The following is a 19,308-nucleotide window of genomic DNA, read 5'->3' as shown; positions in this document are numbered from 1 at the left end:
GGGGGAATTATACCCGCGTCGCCGCTCGGCTCAACGCGATTCCTGGGCCTTCTCCAGGCGTGCCAGCCGCTTGGCCAGGGCGTCCAGCTGCTTGAAGCGCACCGCATTCTTTCGCCACTGGGCGTTACTCATGGCCCCGGTACCGGAGGAGTAGACGCCGGGCTCATGGATGGAGTTGGTGACCAGGCTCATGCCGGTGACCTGAACGCCATCACAGATCGTCAGGTGGCCGGAGAGGCCGACGCCACCGCCCAACAGGCAGTGCCTGCCTACCTTGGTGGAGCCGGCGATGCCGACGCAGCCGGCCAGGGCACTGTGATCGCCGATCTGCACGTTGTGGGCGATCTGCACCTGGCTGTCGATCTTGACGTCATCGCCGATCAGGGTATCGCCCAGAGCGCCCCGGTCGATGCTCGAGCAGCTACCCACCTCCACGTCGTCGCCCAGCACCACGCCGCCCAACTGGGCGATCTTATGCCAGCCCCCGCCATCATGAGCGAAGCCAAAGCCATCGGCGCCGATCACGCAGCCACTGTGCAGGATGGCTCGCTCGCCGATAATCACGCCGTGATAGACGGTGACATTGGCATGCAGCCGGGAATCGGCGCCGATGCGGCTATCAGCGCCGATCATGCACCCGGGACCGACCACCACGCCATCGCCCAGACTGACGCCGGACTCGATCACCGCCTGGGGACCGATCTCCACGTCACGCCCCAGCGCCACCCCGTCGGCCACCACGGCGGAGGGATGGATACCGGGGCTCCGCCGGCCGTTCAGCGGATCGAAGAGCCGAGACAGGGCCGCATAGCCCAGGTAGGGATTGTCCAGGGTCAGGCAGGCGGTGGGGCACTCCTCGGCCTGACCGGGATGCAGCAGGACCGCCGCGGCGCGGGTCTCGGGGAGATACTTGAGGTAGGCGCGGTTGGCCAGGAAGGTGATCTCCTCGGGGCCGGCCTCGGTGAGGGTGGCCAGGCCGGTGACCCGACGCCGGCCATCGCCGATCAGGGTCGCGCCGAGCCGCTCGGCCAGCTCCTCCAGGGTGAAGGCGGGAGTGTGGGCGTGTGTCATGGGCGCCTTTGCCGGTCAGGGGCCGGGAGCGAACTCCCGGCGACTCGTCAGTTGAGGGTGTTGAGAATCTCGGTGACCTCGTCGGTGACGTCGGTCAGCTCGAGGGTGGTGTGAATCACCCCGTCACGATCGATCAGCACCTCGATATCGTGGCGCTCGATGATCTGATCCACGGCCTGCTCCAGCTTGGGCTCCGCCCCCTGCAGGAAGGCCTGCTCGGAACGCATCTGTGCCTCGCCGATCTGCTGACGCAGCTGCATGAAGCGCTGCTCCTTCTCCATGCCTTCCTGAAGCAGGGCCTCGCGCTCGGAGTCGGACATCACGGCGCCGTCCTGTTCCAGGCGCTGCTGCAGGGCCTGGAGCTCCTGACCGAGGGACTGGGCCTCCTGCTGGGGCCCCTCGATCTCGCTGCGCAGCTCGCTCATCTGGCGCTGCGCCTCGTCGGTTTCCATCAACGCCTCGCGCCAGTCCAGCACCGCCACCTCGGCGGCCTGAGCCAGGCTGGTGCCCCCCATCAGGGCGGCGACGCCGAGGGCCAGGGTCAATTTACGCATAGGTCACTCTCCTGTGATCCGAAAGGTTGATGGCTCAGAAGGTCTGACCCAACGAGAACTGGAAGAACTGGGTGTCGTCGCCTTCCTCGTCATTCAAGGGCTCGGCGACGCTGAAGGTCAGCGGTCCCACCGGGGTCAGCCAGGACAGGCCGATACCGGCACTGTAGCGCAGCTCGCCCAGGTCAATACCGGACTCGCAGCGCGAGGTCGCCCCTGCCGGCACCGGCAGACAGTCGGTCAGGAAGGTGTTGCCACCATCCAGGAAGAAGCCCGCCTGCAGGGAGCGCTGATCCTCGACGAAAGGCACCGGGAAGAAGAGCTCCACGCTGCCCTCCACCAGGACGTTGCCGCCCAGGGTACGCTCCCGATCGACCCCGGACGGCGGCGTGGTACGCGGCCCCAGGGTATTGCCGGTGAAGCCGCGCACCGAGCCCAGGCCGCCGGAGAAGAAATTCTCGTAGAAGGGGTAGGGATCGTTGCCGATGCTGTCGGCATAGCCGAGGGTGGTGCCGAACTTCAGCGACCAGGCGTCACTCAGGGGGAAGAGCTGCTGGGCGCGGTAGCGCAGCCGATAATAGTCGGCATCGCTGCCCGGCACGGCGGCTTCCAGGGAGAGGCGCTGATAGTTGCCCGCGGTGGGCATCACCCCACGATTGAGGTTATTACGGGTCCAGCTGGCGGTGAGCTTGAGGCTCTGGGCATCGGCGCCCTGATCCTCCACGTACTGGCGAATCTCCAGGGCGGTATCGTTATAGGTCTTGATCGTCAGGTCTTCGACGCTGGCGCCGAAGTTGAGGCGGCTGTTCTCGTCGATCGGATAGCCGAAATTGATACCGCCACCGAAGGAGTCGGTGGAGTAGGTGGAGATATCCGAATCCTCGTAATCGGTTTCCCGATAGAAGAGGTCATAACCGCGGGAAATACCATCCAGGGTCCAGTAGGGGTCGGTATAACCGAAGTTGAGCCCGGTGAAGGTATCGCTACGCTGGGCATTGATGTTGACCCGGTTGCCGGTGCCCAGGAAGTTGTTCTGGGAGAGGCCGGCGCCGTAGATCACCCCGGCGGTCTGCGAGAAGCCGATGCTCGCGGAAATGGAACCGGACGGTTGCTCCTCGACCCGGTAGGTCACGTCCAGTTGATCCGGCTCGCCGGGCACCGGCCGGGTCTCGACCTCGACCTGCTTGAAAAAGCCCAGGCGCTCCAGGCGCTGGCGGGACTGGCTGATCGACTCGGTGGAGGCCGGGGCCCCCTCCAGCTGGATCATCTCGCGGCGCAGCACCTCGTCCTGGGTGGTGGTATTGCCGATGAACTCGATGCGCCGCACATAGGCGCGGCGACCGGGGTTGACCGCCAGCAGCAGATCCACAGTCTCGCCATCGTCACGCACCTGCGGAATCGGCTCGATCTCGGCGAAGGTGAAGCCCTCGGCACCCAGGCGCGAGCGCAGGGCCTCCACCGAGGCGGTGACCTCGCTGCGTGAGAAGATCTCCCCCGGGGTCGCCGTCACCAGCTCACGGGCCTCGCTGGACGAGATGATCAGGTCGCCCTCGAAACGAATATCGCCGAGGCGATACTGGCGCCCCTCGTCGACATTGATGGTGACGAAGATCTGCGATTGATCGGGACTGATGGCCACCTGGGTCGAGGCGATATCGAAGTTCACATAGCCGCGATCCAGGTAGAAGGAGCGCAGCCGCTCCAGGTCCCCGGCCAGGGCCTCGCGGGAATACTCGTCCTTGGAGAACCAGCCGAAGATTCGTCCCGGGCGATCCTCGAGCTCGAAGACCTCCCGCAGAGTGTCGTTATCGAAGGCGCGATTGCCGACGATATTGATCTGGCGTATCCGCGCCACCGCCCCTTCGTTGATATCGATATTGACCCGAACGCGGTTGTCGCCGACCTCCTCGATCCGGGTGTCGATGCGCGCGCTGTAACGGCCCTGGGACTGGTAGAGCTGCTCCAGCTCCCGCTGCATCTCCTCCAGGGTGGAGAGCTGCAGCACCTCGCCCTCGGCCAGGTCGACGCCGCGCATGGCCCGGCGCAGCTCTTCCTCCGGCACCAGGGAGTTGCCGCTGATCTCGATGGCGGCGATAAAGGGGCGCTCCTCCACCTGAATGATCAGCACCTCGCCGTCGCGCGCCAGGCGGATATCCTCGAAGAGGCCGGTGGCGAAGAGCTCGCGGGCCGCCTCGGCCAGCTCGCGCTCGTCGACCCGCTCACCGGTCCCCAAGGGGAAAGCATTGAAGACGGAGGCCGCGGGAACGCGCTGCAGGCCCTCCACGCGAATATCGGAGATATTGAATTCGTTCGCCGAGGCCGACTGGGCGCCGGCCAGTAGCAGCGCTGCCAATCCGATGGTCTTGAGTTTCATTCAGTCGCTTCGCTCGCGTTGATCTGCCCATCGAGATCCCGTGCTTCCCTGCCAGGAGGAACGGTGTTCGAAATAGGCACCTTATACATTTGTGCGGGTAACTGACAAGGCCGGGGAAGCTTCCCCGACCAACGCCAGCGGCTCGGGGGAGCCATTACAACCGCATCAGGTCGAAATAGAGGGCCATGAACATCAGGCTACCCACCAGGGCCAGGCCGATGCGCAGGCCGATGGCCTGCGCCTTCTCGGAGACCGGCCGGCCGCGCAGCGCCTCGATGACGTAGTAGGCCAGGTGGCCGCCATCCAGCACTGGGATCGGCAGCAGGTTGAGGATCCCCAGGCTGATCGAGAGGTAGGCCATGAAGCTGATAAAGCTCTCCAGGCCACTGCGCGCGGTGTCCCCCGCCACCCGGGCGATGGTGATGGGTCCGGAGAGGTTGGAGGGCGAGATCAGCCCCACCAGCATCTTGCGAATCGCATCCAGGGTCAGCAGCGACATCTCGCCGGTGCGTGACAGCGACTGCCCCAGGGCCGCCAGGGGACCGTAGCGCACCTCGCGACGATACTCCTCGGGCCACGCCACCGACGCCACCCCGGCGCCGATGTAGCCGACGGCACTCCCCGTCTCCCGCTCGTTGCGCCCCGGCACCAGGGTCAGGCTCAGCCGCTCGTCGCCACGCTGCACCTCCAGGTCCAGGGCCTCGCCAGGATGGGCCCGCACCACCTCGACGAAATGCGTCCAGTCGTCGATGCCTTCACCGTCGATGCGGTGTATCCGGTCGCCGGGCTCGAGACCGGCGGCGGCCGCCGCCTCGCCTTCCAGCACCTGCCCCAGCTCGGCGGGGAAGGCCGGCCGCCAGGGGGTGAACCCCAGGCTCGACAGCGGTCGGGGCGGGTCCTGGCGCACCAGGTAGTTCTCCACCGGCAGGCCGCGTTCCCGGATCACTTCGCTACCTTCGTCCCGGATGCTGAAACGCAACTCGCCGCTATGGCCGATGACCGCCACCAGCTTGAGGTTGACCTCTTCCCAGGAGCGCACCCGTTCGCCCTGGATGGCGACGATCTCCTGACCCGAGGCCAGGCCGCCGCGGGCCGCCGGCGAGTCGGGAGTCACCGCCCCCACTACCGGCGCCACCGTGGTGGTACCCACCACGAAGAGCAGCCAGTAGGCGACGATGGCGAGCAGGAAATTGGCCAGGGGACCGGCGACGACGATGGCGATCCGCGCCCAAACGGACTGGTTGTTGAAGGCCCGGTGACGCTCATCGGGGGCCACCGGCCCCTCTCGCTCGTCGAGCATCTTGACGTAGCCCCCCAGGGGGATGGCGGCCACGGCGAACTCGGTGCCATGGCGGTCGGTACGCGACCAGAGCGGCTTACCGAAGCCCACCGAGAAGCGCAGCACCTTGACCCCACAACGCTTGGCCACCCAGTAGTGACCATATTCGTGAAAGGTGATCAGTAGGCCCAGGACCACGATCACCGCCAACACGTTCTGGATCACGCCCATCGCTTAGTCTCCCCGCGTCAGCGTCACCAACAGGGCCTCGGCGGTGCGCCGTGCCCGGGCATCCTCGGCCAGGATCCCCTCCAGGGTCCGGGCCGAGCGCACTTCCAGCTCGTCGAGCACCGCCGCCACCAGGCGCGGAATCCCGGTGAAGCCGAGCCGCCCCTCGAGGAAGGCGGCCACCGCTACCTCATTGGCGGCATTGAGCATCGCCGGTGCCGTGCCGCCGGCCTCCATGGCCTGCCGTGCCAGGCGCAGGCAGGGAAAGGCCGCCGCGTCCGGGGCCTCGAAGTCGAGGCGTGCCACCTGAAACAAATCCAGCGCCTCGACCCCGGCGTCGATGCGCTCCGGCCAGGCCAGGCCATAGGCGATGGGCGTACGCATGTCCGGGTTGCCCAACTGTGCTAGCACCGACCCATCGCTGTAGGCGGCCATAGAGTGGATCACGCTCTGCGGATGCACCACCACCTGAACCTGTTGCGGCGTGGTATCGAACAGCCAGCACGCCTCGATCAACTCCAGCCCCTTGTTCATCAGGGTGGCACTGTCCACGGAAATCTTCCGCCCCATGGACCAGTTGGGGTGGGCACAGGCCTGCGCCGGCGTCACCTCGGCCAATTGCTCGGCGCTCCAGCCCCGGAAGGGACCGCCGGAAGCGGTCAACAGCAGTTGGGTGACGCCGTGGCGCCCCAGGCCACCCCGGTGCTCGACGGGTAGACACTGGAAGATGGCATTGTGTTCGGAGTCGATGGGCAGCAGGGTCGCGCCATGCGCCGCCACCGCCTCCATAAACAGGGCCCCGGACATCACCAGGGCCTCCTTGTTGGCCAGCAGTACCCGCTTGCCGGCACGCACCGCGGCCAGGGTCGGCAGCAGGCCGGCGGCGCCGACGATGGCCGCCATCACCACCGACGCCTCGCCGGCCTCGGCCACCTCGCACAGGGCCGTCTCGCCGGCGGCCACCTCGGTTTCCAGGCCCGCCGCGGCCAACTGGAGTCGCAGCCAGGCGGCGTCCGCCTCGCTGCCCAGCACGGCCACCGCCGGGCGATGGCGCAGGCAGAGGCTCAAGAGTCCCTGGCGGTCGCGGTGGGCCGTCAGGGCGTGTACCCGATAGCGTTCGGGGTGGCGGGCGATGACATCCAGGGTGCTGGTGCCGATGGAACCGGTGGCACCCAGCACCGTGACCCCCTGAGGGGCAGTGCTCATAGCCATAGGCGCAGCAGGGCGAAGAGGGGCACGGCGGCGGTGAGGCTGTCGATGCGGTCGAGCACCCCGCCATGGCCGGGCAGCAGGGCACTGGAGTCCTTGATGCCGCGGCTGCGCTTGAGCATGCTCTCGAACAGATCCCCCACCACCGAGACGGCGGTGACCAGCCAGGTGATAAGGATCAGTTGTGCCAGCTGCCCCGGGGCGAGCCCCAACCAGAGGGCGAAACCCAGCGCCAGCAGGGTGGTGGCGGCCAGGCCGCCCAACACGCCTTCCCAGGACTTGCCGGGACTGACGCTGGGCGCCAGCTTGCGGCGCCCATAGGCGCGACCGGCGAAGTAGGCGCCGCTATCGGCGGTCCACACCAGCAGCAGCACGAAGAGCAGCCACTCGACCCCGCCGTCGCGCAGGGCGATAAATCCGACCCAGGTAGGCAGTAGCACCCAGAGCCCCATGGCCAGTCGCCGGGAGGGCGCCTGCCACTGGCTCTGGCGTTCGGGGTAGCGGGTGACCCAGTAGAAGTTGACCAGCCAGCCGGCGGCGGCCAGCCATAGCGGCCAGGTGGCCTGGGTGGCGCCGACGAGCCACAGCAGCGCCATCAGCGCCGCCGCCCCGGCGACGCCCAGCAGGCGTGCCCCCGGGCGCTCATAGCCGGCCAGGTTGACCCACTCCCAGGCCCCCAGCAGGACGATGGCGCCGGCAAAGAGGGCGAAGGCGCCGCCGTCGAGGCCGAACAGCCCCAGCAGGACCAGGGGCGCCAGGATCAGGGCGGTAATCAGTCGCTGCTTAAGCACCTTGGGCCTCGATCTGTTCATCGGTCATGCCGAAGCGCCGCTGACGGCGGGCGAAATCATCCAGCGCCAGGTCGAAGGCCGCGGCATCGAAGTCGGGCCACAGCAGCGGCGAGAAGTGGAATTCGGCGTAGGCCAGCTGCCAGAGCAGGAAGTTGGAGATGCGCTGCTCGCCGCTGGTGCGGATGCACAGGTCCACCGGGGCATCCTCGGCCAGGCTGATCTCGCGATCCAGGGCCACCTCGTCGATCTCGGCGGGATCCAGCTCGCCGGCCTGGACGCGCTCGGCGAGGCGTCGGGCGGCGCTGGCGATATCCCAGCGGCCACCATAGTTGGCGGCGATCACCAGATGCAGGCCGCGGTTGTCGGCGGTCAGCGCCTCGGCACGGGCCACGTGTTTCTGGATGGAGGCGGAGAAGGCACTGCGCTCGCCGATCACCGAGAGGCGAATGTCGTGCTCGTGAAGCTTGCGCACCTCGCGCTTCAGCGCCAACAGGAAGAGCTCCATCAGCGCGCTCACCTCGGCGGGGGGGCGCTTCCAGTTCTCGCTGGAGAAGGCGAACAGGGTCAGGGTCTCGACGCCGCGTTCGGCGGCGCGGCGGATCACCGCCCGCACCGCCTCGACGCCGGCATGGTGGCCGCGCACGCCGGAGAGGCCACGGGCCTTGGCCCAGCGATTGTTGCCATCCATGATGATCGCCACATGGCGCGGCGTACCGCCACGATGGGCTTGAGGGGACTGCGTTGACGTCATGGGGACTCGCACGGGAGGAAGGGAAAGGCGGGCCCGAGGCCCGCCGCGCCTTAGACCTGCATCAGGTCGTGTTCCTTGGCTTCCAGCAGCTTGTCGATCTCGGCGATGTACTTGTCGGTCAGCTTCTGGACCGCGTCTTCGCCCTGGTGCTGCTCGTCCTCGGTGATCTCCTTCTCCTTGAGCAGAGACTTGATGTCACCATTGGCGTCGCGGCGCACGTTGCGTACCGCCACCCGCGCCTGCTCCGCCTCGCCGCGGGCCTGCTTGATATAGCCCTTGCGCGTCTCCTCGGTCAGCATCGGCATCGGCACGCGGATCACGTTACCGTTGGTGGAGGGGTTGAGGCCCAGGTCCGAGGTCAGGATGGCCTTCTCCACCTTGGGCACCATGGGCTTCTCCCAGGGCACCACGGAGAGGGTCCGGGCATCCTCGATATTGACGTTGGCCACCTGGTTCAGGGGCACCTGAGAACCGTAGTACTCCACGGTCACGGCGTCGAGAATGCTGGTATGGGCACGCCCGGTACGGATCTTGTGGAAGTTGGCCTGGAGCGACTCCAGGGTCTTCTTCATGCGGCCTTCGGCGTCTTTCTTGATGTCGTCGATCACGGTTTCAACCTCTATCTATCAGCGTGCCTTCCTTGCCACCCACCACCAGGTTCAGTAGCGCGCCGGACTTGTTCATATCGAACACGCGCACCGGCATGCCATGGTCCCGCACCAGGCAGATGGCGGTCAAATCCATCACCCCGAGCTTCTGGTCGAGCACCTCGTCGTAGTTGAGCTGCTCGTACTTGACGGCATCGGCGTGCTTCACCGGATCCTTGTCGTAGACCCCGTCCACCTTGGTGGCCTTGACCACCACGTCGGCGTCGATCTCGATACCGCGCAGGCAGGCCGCGGAATCGGTGGTGAAGAAGGGGTTGCCGGTGCCGGCGGAGAAGAGTACCACGTCACCGGAGGTGAGGTAGCGGATGGCGGTGCGGCGATCATAGTGTTCCACCACGCCGCTCATGGGAATGGCCGACATCACCCGCGAGCGGATATTCGAGCGCTCCAGGGCGTCGCGCATGGCCAGGGCATTCATCACCGTGGCCAGCATGCCCATATGGTCGCCGGTGACCCGCTCCATGCCGGCCTCGTGCAGCGCCGCGCCGCGGAACAGGTTGCCGCCACCGATGACGATCCCCACCTGGACGCCGATGCCCACCAGCTGACCGATCTCCAGGGCCATGCGGTCGAGCACCTTGGGGTCGATCCCGAAGTCGTGCTCGCCCATCAGGGCCTCGCCGGAGAGCTTGAGCAGGATACGCTTGTACTTGCTCTTGGCGCCACGCTCGGGCTGGGCACGGTCGGTGGCGGGGGTGTCGACGGTCATGGGCGAATCTCCTGGCAGCGGCAGTAATCAATCGGGGGAGTCTGTCTACCTTAGCTCAACCGCTGGGCGACCAAGGGGGACGACTCCTGGCGTGGTTAACGCGGTGGCCGACGAAAGCGTCGGCCGGATACGCGAAGGCGTGCGCTTGCGCGCACGCCAACACGTCTCGTGGAACTCGGACCTTAGCTGCGCTTGGCCTGTTCCATCACTTCCTTAGCGAAGTCGACTTCTTCCTTCTCGATGCCCTCGCCCACTTCGTAGCGGGTAAAGCCAATCACTTCGCCGCCGGCGGCCTTGACGAACTCGGCCACGGACTGGTCGGGGTTCTTGACGAAGGGCTGCTCGGTCAGGCTGTTCTCGGCCAGGTACTTCTTCAGGCGGCCTTGAACCATCTTCTCGGCGATGTTCTCCGGCTTGCCGGCCATGTCCGGCTGGGCCAGGATGATCGCCTTTTCCTTGTCGAGCTGCTCCTGAGCCATATGCTCGGGACGCGCCACGGCCGGGTTGATGGCGGCCACGTGCATGGCGACATCCTTGGCGGCTTCCTCGGTGGCACCCTGGAGCACGGTCAGCACGCCGATGCGGCCGCCATGGACATAGGCGCCCACGCGGTTGCCTTCGCCGGCTTCGACCAACACGGCACGACGCACGGAGATGTTCTCGCCGATCTTCTGCACCAGCTGCTGGCGAACGTCTTCCATGTCACCCCCCATCAGGGCGGCCACGTCATCGCTCTTGGACTCGAACAGGGCATCGACGACCTTGTCGGCGAACGCCTTGAAGTTGTCGTCGCGGGCCACGAAGTCGGTCTCGGAGTTGATCTCGACCATCACGCCGTAGCTGCCGTCGGCGGCCACGCGGGTGACCACGGCGCCTTCGGCGGCGGTGCGGTCGGCCTTCTTGGCGGCCTTGAGGCCAGAGCTCTTGCGCAGGTTCTCGATGGCCAGTTCGATGTCGCCGCCGGCTTCGGTGAGAGCCTTCTTGCACTCCATCATGCCGAGCCCGGTACGCTCGCGCAGTTCCTTGACCTGTGAGGCGCTGATAGCTGCCATGGTAATAACCTCTGAATGATTCGCGTCGGTAATCGGGGCATTTCCCGCCGCACCCGCAGGCAGAACGGGAAAAAAGGGGGCGCAGGCCCCCTCCTTATCCGCCGACCCTGGTAGGGGCCGCCGAGCCCGCGACTCAGGATCGCAGGCCTAGATGACACTCAGTGTCGGCGGTACAGCATCACTCGGCGACTTCGTCGGACTCGGAGACCTCGACGAACTCGTCGGGACGACCTTCCTTCGCCTTGGCGCAGGCGCCGGCGATGGCCTGGACGTAGATCTGGATGGCGCGGATGGAGTCATCGTTGCCGGGGATCACGTAATCCACACCGTCCGGGTTGGAGTTGGTGTCCACCACGCCGATGACCGGGATGCCCAGCTTGTTGGCTTCGTTGATGGCGATACGCTCGTGGTCGACGTCGATCACGAAGAGCGCATCGGGCAGGCCACCCATCTCCTTGATACCACCGATGGAGCGGTCCAGCTTCTCCTGCTCGCGGGTGGCCATCAGGACTTCCTTCTTGGTCAGCTTCTCGAAGGTGCCATCTTCATGCATGGCTTCGAGCTCGCGCAGACGCTTGATGGAGACGCGGATGGTCTTGTAGTTGGTGAGCATGCCGCCCAGCCAGCGATGGTTCACGAAGGGCATGCCCACGCGGCTGGCTTCTTCCTTGATGATCTTGCTGGCGGCACGCTTGGTGCCGACGAACATGATCTTGTTGTTGGCGGCAGCCATCTTCTCGACCACGGCCACGGCGTCGTTCAGGGCCGGCAGGGTGTGCTCGAGGTTGATGATGTGGATCTTGTTGCGCGCGCCGAAGATGAACTTGCTCATCTTGGGGTTCCAGTACTTGGTCTGGTGACCGAAGTGGGCACCCGCCTTGAGCAGGTCACGCATATTGACTTGAGACATGGAAGACTCCTGAGAACTCGGGTTAGGCCTCCATGCACCCCAGGGATCCGACCGCTCGACCGCTGGTCGCCACGGCACCCGGGACCCTGTGTCGGTGCATGTGTGTTTTAGGCGTTTGGATCACGCCTTCTCTATTATCGCCGCCGGGCCCGGGGGCCACAAGGGCGGACGATTGCAGGAAAGCGCGCGGCTTTATACCATAGAACGATGCCAAGATGAAGCCGCCCCCGGCCCAGACGGGCCCTCTCCGGGAGAGCCCAGGGGGCGCCACCCTCCCCATGATCGAGATTCCATGAACGTTCCCATCAAGACGCCCGACGAGATCGAGAAGATGCGCGAGGCCGGCCGCCAGGCCGCCCTGGTGCTGGAGATGATCACCCCCCATGTACAGGCCGGCGTCACCACCGGCGAGCTCGACCGCCTGTGCCACGACTTTATCGTCGACGAGCTGGGCTCGGTGCCGGCGCCCCTCAACTATCACGGCTTCCCCAAGTCGATCTGCACTTCCATCAATCATGTGGTGTGCCACGGCATTCCCGACGCCGGCAAGAAGCTCAAGAAGGGCGACATCATGAATCTGGATGTCACCGTCAAGACCGCCGACGGCTACCATGGCGACACCAGCAAGATGTTTATCGTCGGCGAGACCATCCAGGGCGAGCGGCTGTGCCGCATCACCCAGGAATGCCTCTACAAGAGCATCGCCCTGGTCAAGCCCGGGGTGCGCCTGTCGACCCTGGCCCGGGTGATCCAGCAGCATGCCGAGGCCAACGGCTACTCGGTGGTACGCGACTTCTGCGGCCACGGCATCGGTGCCGGCTTCCACGAGGACCCGCAGATTCTCCACTACGACGGCTACGCCCCCGAGGCCGATATCGAACTGGCCGAGGGCATGTGCTTCACCATCGAGCCGATGATCAACGTGGGCGACCATCGCACCAAGGTACTGCGCGACAACTGGACCGCGGTGACCAAGGATCGCAGCCTCTCCGCCCAGTGGGAGCATACCCTGCTGGTCACCGCCGACGGCGTCGAGGTGCTCACCGCCCGCAGCGAGGAAGACCTCGGCTTCCTCGAGCACTGACATGCTGCTACACCATCATCGCTTTCGCCCCGACCCCGGCCTGTTCGACGGCGAGGCCTTCGCCGCCGAGCTGGCCACCCATCGCTCCCCGATCGCCCCCTTCAAGGCGGAGCTGAAGGCGATCCAGGCACGCCTCGACGAACGCTTTCGCGGCGGCGCCGATATCCGCGACCTGGTGCGCGGCCGCGCCTGGTGCCTGGATCAGTTGCTGGCCATCGCCTGGGCACGCCATCCCTGGTCCGAGGAGGGCATCGCCCTGCTCGCCGTGGGCGGCTATGGTCGCGGCGAACTGCACCCCCACTCCGATATCGACCTGCTGTTCCTGCTGGAGGAGGACGACGACGCACCCTACCGGGAATCGCTCACCGCCTTCATCACCTTCCTCTGGGATATCGGCCTGGAGATCGGCCATAGCGTGCGCTCGCTGAACGACTGCGAGCGCGAGGCCCGCGATGATGTCACGGTGATCACCAACCTGCTGGAGACCCGCACCCTGGCCGGCCCCGAGCGGCTGCGCCAGGCCATGCGCCAACGCCTGGCCACCGAGCGGCTATGGCCCGCGGATCGCTTCTTCGAAGCCAAGTGGCAGGAGCAGATCGCCCGCCACTACCGCTACAACAACTCCGAGTATCACCTGGAACCCAATATCAAGAGTTCCCCCGGCGGGCTGCGGGATATCCAGATGATCGGCTGGGTCGCCAAGCGTCACTTCGGCCCCCTGGGCTATGAGGAGCTGGTGGCCAACGGCTTCATGAACGATGCCGAGCTGCGCATCCTCAGCCAGGGCCAGGCCTTCCTGTGGCAGGTGCGCTACGCCCTGCACATGCTCACCGGACGCGCCGAGGATCGTCTGCAGTTCGACCACCAGCGCACCATCGCCGAGCTGTTCGGCTACCGCGACACCCCGGAGCGCCTGGCGGTGGAGCAGTTCATGAAGCGCTACTATCGCCATGTGACGGCGCTGGCCGGCCTCAACGACATGCTGCTGCAGCACTTCGACGAGGTGATCCTGCGCGGCGAGGAGCGCCTCGAGACGCGCCCCCTCAACGACCGCTTCGAGGTCACCGGCGGCTATATCCAGGCGCGCAGCCCCGGCGTCTTCCGCTACCGCCCGGCGGCCCTGCTGGAACTCTTCCTGCTGATGGCTCAGCACCCGGAGATCGAGGGGGTGCGCGCCGATACCATCCGCCTGATCCGCGACCATCGCCACCTGATCGACGACCTCTACCGCGACGACCTGCGCCACCAGAGCCTGTTCATGGAGCTGCTGCGCTCCTCCGGCAACGTGGCGCGCCAGCTGCGGCGCATGAATCGCTACGGGGTGCTCGGCAAGTACCTGCCGGAGTTCGGCCAGGCGGTGGGGCTGATGCAGCACGACCTCTTCCATATCTATACCGTCGACGCCCATACCCTGCGGCTGCTCAAGTGCATCCAGCGCTTTCGCGAGCCCGAGGCCCGGGAGGAGTTTCCGGTGGCCTCGGTGCTGGTGCACCAGTTGCCCAAGCTGGAGCTGCTGTGGATCGCCGGCCTCTACCACGATATCGGCAAGGGCCGCGGCGGCGATCACTCCATCCTCGGCGCCCGGGATGCCGAGGCCTTCTGCGAGCGCCACGGCCTCTCGCCCCGGGACACCCGACTGGTCAGCTGGCTGGTGGAGAACCACCTCTTGATGTCCAAGGTGGCCCAGAAGCGCGACATCACCGACCCGGACGTGATCCGCGACTTCGCCCGCCTGGTACGCGACGAGATCCACCTGGACTACCTCTATGTGCTCACCGTGGCGGATATCAGCGCCACCAACCCGGCGCTGTGGAACGGCTGGCGGGCCTCGCTGCTGCGCCAGTTGCACGGCGAGACCAAGCGCGCCCTGCGCCGCGGCCTGGAGAACCCGCCGGATCGCGAGGACTGGGTGCGCGAGACCCGTGAGGAGGCCTTCTCGCTGCTGCTAGCGGTGGGCGCCGATGGCCAGCGGGTGGCTCGGCTATGGGACTCCCTCGGCGAGGAGTACTTCCTGCAGTACGCGCCCAGCGAGATCGTCTGGCAGACCCAGGGTATCCTCGCCCACGAGGGCTCGGAGCTGCCGCTGATCCTGATCAGCGCCCCCACCGAGGACATGGCCGAGGGCGGCACCAAGGTGTTTATCCACACCCGCTCCGCGGACGACCTCTTCGCCGCCACCGCCGCCGCCATGGATCAACTGGGCCTCTCCATCCACGACGCGCGCATCGCCACCTCCAGCAACGACTGGACCCTCAACACCTTTATCGTCCTGGATCACCAGCACCAGGCGATCCGCGACCGCGCCCAGTTGGAAGAGATCCGCGCCCACCTGGTGGAGGAACTGGACGACCCGGAGGACTACCCGCAGATCGTCACCCGCCACACCCCGCGCCAGCTCAAGCACTTCCAGGTGCCGACCCGGGTCGCCCTGGAGCAGGACCTGGCCAACGAGCGCACCATGCTGGAACTGGTGGCCCCGGACCGCCCCGGCCTGCTGGCCCGGGTGGGGCGCATTTTCATGGAGCAGGACATCGCCCTCTCGGCGGCCAAGATCGCCACCCTGGGCGAGCGGGTCGAAGACGTCTTCTTTATCACCACCAAGGCCGGCGAGCCGCTGACCGATCCGGCCCGCCAGGAGCGGCTGCGGGCACGGCTGATCGAGGTATTGGATGTCTAAACCTCCCCGGGTTTGAGGCCCTTGGGCCGCTTCCCTATAATCGCTTGCCTAGACGCACCCGGGGCCTTGCGATTCACGGGCCCACGCCAATAACGATATCTCGCCCGCGCCGGGCGGCCAGGACACCCATGAATCCCGATCTCGACGCCCTCCAGCCTTACCCCTTCGAGAAGCTCGCCGCCCTGCGTGCCGGCGTCACGCCCCCCGCAGACCTCGCGCCGATCCCCCTGACCATCGGCGAGCCCCAGCACGCCCCCTATGCGGCGGCCCTGGAGAGCCTCACCGAGCATCGCGACGAGATGGCCCGCTACCCGGCCACGGCGGGGACGGATGCGCTGCGTGGCGCCATCGCCGCCTGGGCGACCCGACGCTTCGGCCTGACCGGCCTGGATAGCGACACCCAGGTACTGCCGGTCAATGGCACCCGGGAGGCGATCTTCGCCTTCGTCCAGGCCGCACTGGACCGTAGCCGCCCGGCCAGGGTGGCGGTGCCCAACCCCTTCTACCAGATCTACGAGGGCGCCACCCTGCTGGCCGGCGGCACGCCCCTCTACCTGGACTGCACCGCCGAGAGCGGCTTCCGCCCCGATTTCGACGCCGTGCCCGCCGAGACCTGGCGCGAGGTGCAGATCGTCTTCCTCTGCTCGCCGGGCAACCCCACCGGGGCGGTCACCCCGCTGGAGGAGTTCAAGAAACTCATTGCCCTGGCGGATGAACACGACTTTATCATCGCCTCCGACGAGTGCTATTCGGAGCTCTACCTGGATGAGGCCACCCCGCCCCCCGGGCTGCTCGAGGCCTGCGCGGCCCTGGGGCGTCACGACTATCGCCGCTGCCTGGTCTTTCATTCGCTCTCCAAGCGCTCCAACCTGCCGGGGCTGCGCTCCGGCTTCGTAGCCGGCGATGCCGGGCTGATCGCCCCCTTCAAGCGCTACCGCACCTACCACGGCTGCGCCATGTCGCTGCCGCTGCAGCACGCCTCCATCACCGCCTGGAACGACGAGGCCCATGTGCGCGCCAATCGCGACGCCTACCGGGAGAAGTTCGCCGCGGTCACCGAGATCCTCGCCCCGGTGATGGACTTCCCCACGCCGCAGGCCAGCTTCTACCTGTGGCCGGCGGTGCCCGGCGGCGACGACGAGGCCTTTACCCGCGAACTGTTCGCCGAGGAGCACGTCAGCGTGCTGCCGGGCAGCTATATGGGCCGCCCCGGCGCCGACGGGGTCAACCCCGGCAGCGGGCGCCTGCGCCTGGCCCTGGTGGCCGAGGTGGAGGCCACGCTGGAAGCGGCCCGGCGCCTGCGTCGCTTTATCGAAAGGAGAGGCTGATGTTCACCCTCTACGGCATCAAGAACTGCGATACCTGCCGCAAGGCCCGCAAGGCCATGGACGGGGCCGGCATCCCTTACCAGTTCCACGACCTACGCGAGGATGGCCTCTCGGCGCCGTTGCTCGAGGCGATCCTCGAGCGGGTGCCGGTGATGACCCTGCTCAACAAGCGCAGCACCACCTGGCGCCAGCTCGATGAGGCCGACAAGGCCGACGTCGATGCCAATAAGGCGCGGGAGCTGATGCTGGCCCACCCCACCCTGCTCAAGCGCCCGCTGCTGGATACCGGCGACGAGATACTGGTGGGCTACCGCGACGGCGACTACGACAATCTCCCGGGCTGAGTCACGGCTCGCCCTTATTTTTCAAGAGGACACACCCCATGCTGAGCTTTGCACTCGGAATCGGCACCCAGAACACCCAGGGCGACTGGCTGGAGATCTACTACCCGGCCCCCCTGCTCAACCCCGACGACAGCCTGGTGGCGGCCGCCGCCAAGGCCCTCGACGCCCCCGCCGGCAAGGCCGCGGTGAGCTTCCTGCCCGAACAGTGCGCCGCCCTGGCCAGCGCCCTGCGCGAGGCCGGCCACGCCGACCAGGCCGAGCTGGCCGAGGCCTTCGCCGCTAGCCAGCGTCCGCTGGTGGCCATGTTCCTCGCCGAGGATAGCGCCCCGGAGTCCGCCCCCGAGGTCTACCTCAAGCTGCACCTGCTCTCCCACCGTCTGGTCAAGCCCCACGGCCTGGACCTCACCGGCATGTTCGGCCTGCTGCGCAACGTGGCCTGGAGCAGCGAAGGCGCCATCGATATCGAGGAGCTGCCGGCGCGGCGCCTCAAGGCGCGCCTGGAAGGACGCACCCTCTCCGTGGACTGCGTCGACAAGTTCCCCAAGATGACCGACTACGTGGTGCCCGCCGGCGTGCGCATCGGCGACACCGCCCGGGTACGCCTGGGTGCCTACCTGGGCGAGGGCACCACCGTGATGCACGAGGGCTTCGTCAACTTCAATGCCGGCACCGAAGGCCCCGGCATGATCGAAGGGCGCATCTCCGCCGGCGTCATGGTCGGCAAGGGCTCCGACCTGGGCGGCGGCTGCTCCACCATGGGCACTCTCTCCGGCGGCGGCAATATCATCATCAAGGTGGGCGAGGGCTGCCTGATCGGCGCCAACGCCGGCATCGGCATCCCCCTGGGCGATCGCTGCACCGTGGAGGCGGGCCTCTATATCACCGCCGGCGCCAAGGTCGCCGTGCTCGATGATCAGGGCCAGGAGGTCAAGACCGTGGCCGCTCGCGAACTGGCCGGCCAGGACGACCTGCTGCTGCGCCGCAACTCGGTGAATGGCCGCATCGAGTGCCTGACCAACAAGAGCGCCATCGCCCTCAACGAAGCGCTGCACGCCCACAACTAAGCGCCTCCGGGCCCGCGAGTGCGGGCCCGGTCGCCTTCCCGACCAGGAATGCCCATGTCCGCCAGCCCCACCCCCGCCGACCTCTCCCCCACCCTCGACCTCGCCATGGAGCTGATGCGGCGTCCCTCGGTGACTCCCGATGACGCCGGCTGCCAGGCACTGATGATCGAGCGCCTGGAGCGGCTCGGCTTCCATATCGAGTCGCTGCCCTTCGGCGATGTGGAGAACTTCTGGGCGGTGCGCGGCCACCACGGCCCGGTACTGGCCTTCGCCGGCCATACCGACGTGGTGCCCAGCGGCCCGGAGGTTCATTGGCAGCACCCCCCCTTCGAGCCCTGCATCGATGACGAGGGCATGCTGTGGGGGCGCGGCGCCGCCGATATGAAGGGCAGCCTGGCGGCCATGATCACCGCGGTGGAACGCTTCGTGGCCGCCAATCCGGAGCACCACGGCAAGATCGCCTTCCTGATCACCTCCGACGAGGAGGGGCCCGCCGTCGACGGTACCCGCGCCGTGGTGGCGCACCTGCGCGAGGCTCACGAGCGCCTCGACTACTGCATCGTCGGTGAGCCCTCCTCCACCGCGGAGCTCGCCGACGTGATCAAGAACGGCCGCCGCGGCTCCCTGGGCGGCGTACTGCATATCAAGGGCAAGCAGGGCCATGTGGCCTACCCTCACCTGGCACGCAACCCCATCCACGAGGCGGCGCCGGCCCTGGATGCGCTCGCCAAGGAGCACTGGGACGATGGCAACGCCTTCTTCCCGGCCACCAGCTTCCAGATCTCGAATATCCGCGCCGGTACCGGCGCCACCAATGTGATCCCCGGCGAGTTGGAGGTGGTCTTCAACTTCCGCTACTCCACCGAGGTGACCCACGAACAGCTGCGGGAACGCACCGAGGCGCTCCTCGCCGCCCACGGCCTCGACTTCCATATCGACTGGACCCTCAACGGCGAGCCCTTCCTCACCGCCGAGGGTGAACTGGTGGAGGCCGCGGTGGGCGGCGTCGAGGCGGTGCTGGGGCGACGCCCCGAACTCTCCACCGCCGGCGGTACCTCGGACGGGCGCTTCATCGCCACCCTGGGGACCCAGGTGGTGGAGCTCGGCCCCTTGAATGCCACCATCCACCAGGTCAACGAGCGGATCCGCGCCGCCGACCTGGACACCCTGAGCCAGATCTACGAGGCGATCCTCGAACGTCTCTTCATTAACGCCTGG

The 19,308-nt window shown here is 66.9% G+C and carries 17 protein-coding genes; 6 read left to right on the top strand and 11 right to left on the bottom strand.

The features are described 5' to 3' along the window. Nucleotides 1–30: 30 nt before the first annotated feature. The 11 genes from lpxD to rpsB form a co-directional block, all read right to left on the bottom strand. Nucleotides 31–1,071, bottom strand: coding sequence for a UDP-3-O-(3-hydroxymyristoyl)glucosamine N-acyltransferase (gene lpxD, locus HPA02_RS14535; protein WP_146803929.1), 1,041 nt, complete (start codon nt 1,069–1,071; stop codon nt 31–33). 47 nt (nt 1,072–1,118) lie between these two features. Continuing rightward, a complete protein-coding gene (locus HPA02_RS14530) occupies nt 1,119–1,625 on the bottom strand; it encodes an OmpH/Skp family outer membrane protein (RefSeq protein WP_146803928.1) in 507 nt (168 codons plus the stop codon). A gap of 34 nt (nt 1,626–1,659) precedes the next feature. Continuing rightward, nucleotides 1,660–3,996, bottom strand: coding sequence for an outer membrane protein assembly factor BamA (bamA, locus tag HPA02_RS14525; protein ID WP_244945931.1), 2,337 nt, complete (start codon nt 3,994–3,996; stop codon nt 1,660–1,662). 154 nt (nt 3,997–4,150) lie between these two features. Continuing rightward, nucleotides 4,151–5,506 (bottom strand): RIP metalloprotease RseP, encoded by a 1,356-nt coding sequence (gene rseP, locus HPA02_RS14520; RefSeq protein ID WP_146803927.1) that lies wholly within the window; start codon nt 5,504–5,506, stop codon nt 4,151–4,153. 3 nt (nt 5,507–5,509) lie between these two features. Next, nucleotides 5,510–6,709 (bottom strand): 1-deoxy-D-xylulose-5-phosphate reductoisomerase, encoded by a 1,200-nt coding sequence (gene ispC / locus HPA02_RS14515; RefSeq protein ID WP_146803926.1) that lies wholly within the window; start codon nt 6,707–6,709, stop codon nt 5,510–5,512. Next, complete coding sequence (locus tag HPA02_RS14510) at nt 6,706–7,503, bottom strand: phosphatidate cytidylyltransferase (RefSeq protein WP_146803925.1); 798 nt, start codon at nt 7,501–7,503, stop codon at nt 6,706–6,708. The genes ispC and HPA02_RS14510 overlap by 4 nt, the downstream gene beginning before the upstream one ends. Further along, nucleotides 7,496–8,254, bottom strand: a complete 759-nt coding sequence (gene uppS / locus HPA02_RS14505) for a polyprenyl diphosphate synthase (protein ID WP_146803924.1) — start codon at nt 8,252–8,254, stop codon at nt 7,496–7,498. Before uppS ends, HPA02_RS14510 begins: the two co-directional genes overlap by 8 nt. Before the next feature lie 50 nt (nt 8,255–8,304). Beyond that, entirely contained in the window at nt 8,305–8,862 is a 558-nt protein-coding gene (gene frr / locus HPA02_RS14500) for a ribosome recycling factor (RefSeq protein ID WP_146803923.1), read from the bottom strand. Between the two features lie 4 nt (nt 8,863–8,866). Next, nucleotides 8,867–9,631, bottom strand: coding sequence for a UMP kinase (pyrH, locus tag HPA02_RS14495; RefSeq protein WP_146803922.1), 765 nt, complete (start codon nt 9,629–9,631; stop codon nt 8,867–8,869). 182 nt (nt 9,632–9,813) lie between these two features. Continuing rightward, complete coding sequence (tsf, locus tag HPA02_RS14490) at nt 9,814–10,683, bottom strand: translation elongation factor Ts (protein ID WP_146803921.1); 870 nt, start codon at nt 10,681–10,683, stop codon at nt 9,814–9,816. A 178-nt stretch (nt 10,684–10,861) separates the two neighbouring features. Then, nucleotides 10,862–11,593, bottom strand: a complete 732-nt coding sequence (gene rpsB / locus HPA02_RS14485; protein ID WP_146803920.1) for a 30S ribosomal protein S2 — start codon at nt 11,591–11,593, stop codon at nt 10,862–10,864. A gap of 292 nt (nt 11,594–11,885) precedes the next feature. On the opposite strand from rpsB, the gene map reads away from it, so the two are divergent. From map to dapE, 6 genes are all read left to right on the top strand, one after another. After that, nucleotides 11,886–12,677, top strand: a complete 792-nt coding sequence (map, locus tag HPA02_RS14480) for a type I methionyl aminopeptidase (protein WP_146803919.1) — start codon at nt 11,886–11,888, stop codon at nt 12,675–12,677. 1 nt (nt 12,678) lies between these two features. Continuing rightward, nucleotides 12,679–15,354, top strand: a complete 2,676-nt coding sequence (locus HPA02_RS14475) for a [protein-PII] uridylyltransferase (protein ID WP_146803918.1) — start codon at nt 12,679–12,681, stop codon at nt 15,352–15,354. A gap of 128 nt (nt 15,355–15,482) precedes the next feature. Further along, a complete protein-coding gene (dapC, locus tag HPA02_RS14470; RefSeq protein WP_146803917.1) occupies nt 15,483–16,682 on the top strand; it encodes a succinyldiaminopimelate transaminase in 1,200 nt (399 codons plus the stop codon). Then, nucleotides 16,682–17,026, top strand: a complete 345-nt coding sequence (locus HPA02_RS14465) for an ArsC family reductase (protein WP_146803916.1) — start codon at nt 16,682–16,684, stop codon at nt 17,024–17,026. Before dapC ends, HPA02_RS14465 begins: the two co-directional genes overlap by 1 nt. Before the next feature lie 38 nt (nt 17,027–17,064). Then, nucleotides 17,065–18,090, top strand: coding sequence for a 2,3,4,5-tetrahydropyridine-2,6-dicarboxylate N-succinyltransferase (dapD, locus tag HPA02_RS14460; protein WP_146803915.1), 1,026 nt, complete (start codon nt 17,065–17,067; stop codon nt 18,088–18,090). A 54-nt stretch (nt 18,091–18,144) separates the two neighbouring features. Next, nucleotides 18,145–19,308 (top strand): succinyl-diaminopimelate desuccinylase (dapE, locus tag HPA02_RS14455; protein WP_146803914.1); only part of this gene is annotated, 1,164 nt, incomplete at its 3' end.

It is taken from the genome of Bisbaumannia pacifica, assembly GCF_007989625.1.
GTDB classification, from domain to species: Bacteria; Pseudomonadota; Gammaproteobacteria; order Pseudomonadales; family Halomonadaceae; genus Bisbaumannia; species Bisbaumannia pacifica.
The sequence above is the reverse complement of the archived record's forward strand: the minus strand, read 5'-3'. Positions and strand labels throughout refer to the sequence as shown.

Bases quoted from the DNA above. Each gene is read 5' to 3' on its own strand.
- lpxD (WP_146803929.1), bottom strand. From the start codon at position 1,071: ATGACACACGCCCACACTCCCGCCTTCACCCTGGAGGAGCTGGCCGAG.
- HPA02_RS14530 (WP_146803928.1), bottom strand. From the start codon at position 1,625: ATGCGTAAATTGACCCTGGCCCTCGGCGTCGCCGCCCTGATGGGGGGC.
- bamA (WP_244945931.1), bottom strand. From the start codon at position 3,996: ATGAAACTCAAGACCATCGGATTGGCAGCGCTGCTACTGGCCGGCGCC.
- rseP (WP_146803927.1), bottom strand. From the start codon at position 5,506: ATGGGCGTGATCCAGAACGTGTTGGCGGTGATCGTGGTCCTGGGCCTA.
- ispC (WP_146803926.1), bottom strand. From the start codon at position 6,709: ATGAGCACTGCCCCTCAGGGGGTCACGGTGCTGGGTGCCACCGGTTCC.
- uppS (WP_146803924.1), bottom strand. From the start codon at position 8,254: ATGACGTCAACGCAGTCCCCTCAAGCCCATCGTGGCGGTACGCCGCGC.
- pyrH (WP_146803922.1), bottom strand. From the start codon at position 9,631: ATGACCGTCGACACCCCCGCCACCGACCGTGCCCAGCCCGAGCGTGGC.
- tsf (WP_146803921.1), bottom strand. From the start codon at position 10,683: ATGGCAGCTATCAGCGCCTCACAGGTCAAGGAACTGCGCGAGCGTACC.
- rpsB (WP_146803920.1), bottom strand. From the start codon at position 11,593: ATGTCTCAAGTCAATATGCGTGACCTGCTCAAGGCGGGTGCCCACTTC.
- map (WP_146803919.1), top strand. From the start codon at position 11,886: ATGAACGTTCCCATCAAGACGCCCGACGAGATCGAGAAGATGCGCGAG.
- HPA02_RS14475 (WP_146803918.1), top strand. From the start codon at position 12,679: ATGCTGCTACACCATCATCGCTTTCGCCCCGACCCCGGCCTGTTCGAC.
- dapC (WP_146803917.1), top strand. From the start codon at position 15,483: ATGAATCCCGATCTCGACGCCCTCCAGCCTTACCCCTTCGAGAAGCTC.
- HPA02_RS14465 (WP_146803916.1), top strand. From the start codon at position 16,682: ATGTTCACCCTCTACGGCATCAAGAACTGCGATACCTGCCGCAAGGCC.
- dapD (WP_146803915.1), top strand. From the start codon at position 17,065: ATGCTGAGCTTTGCACTCGGAATCGGCACCCAGAACACCCAGGGCGAC.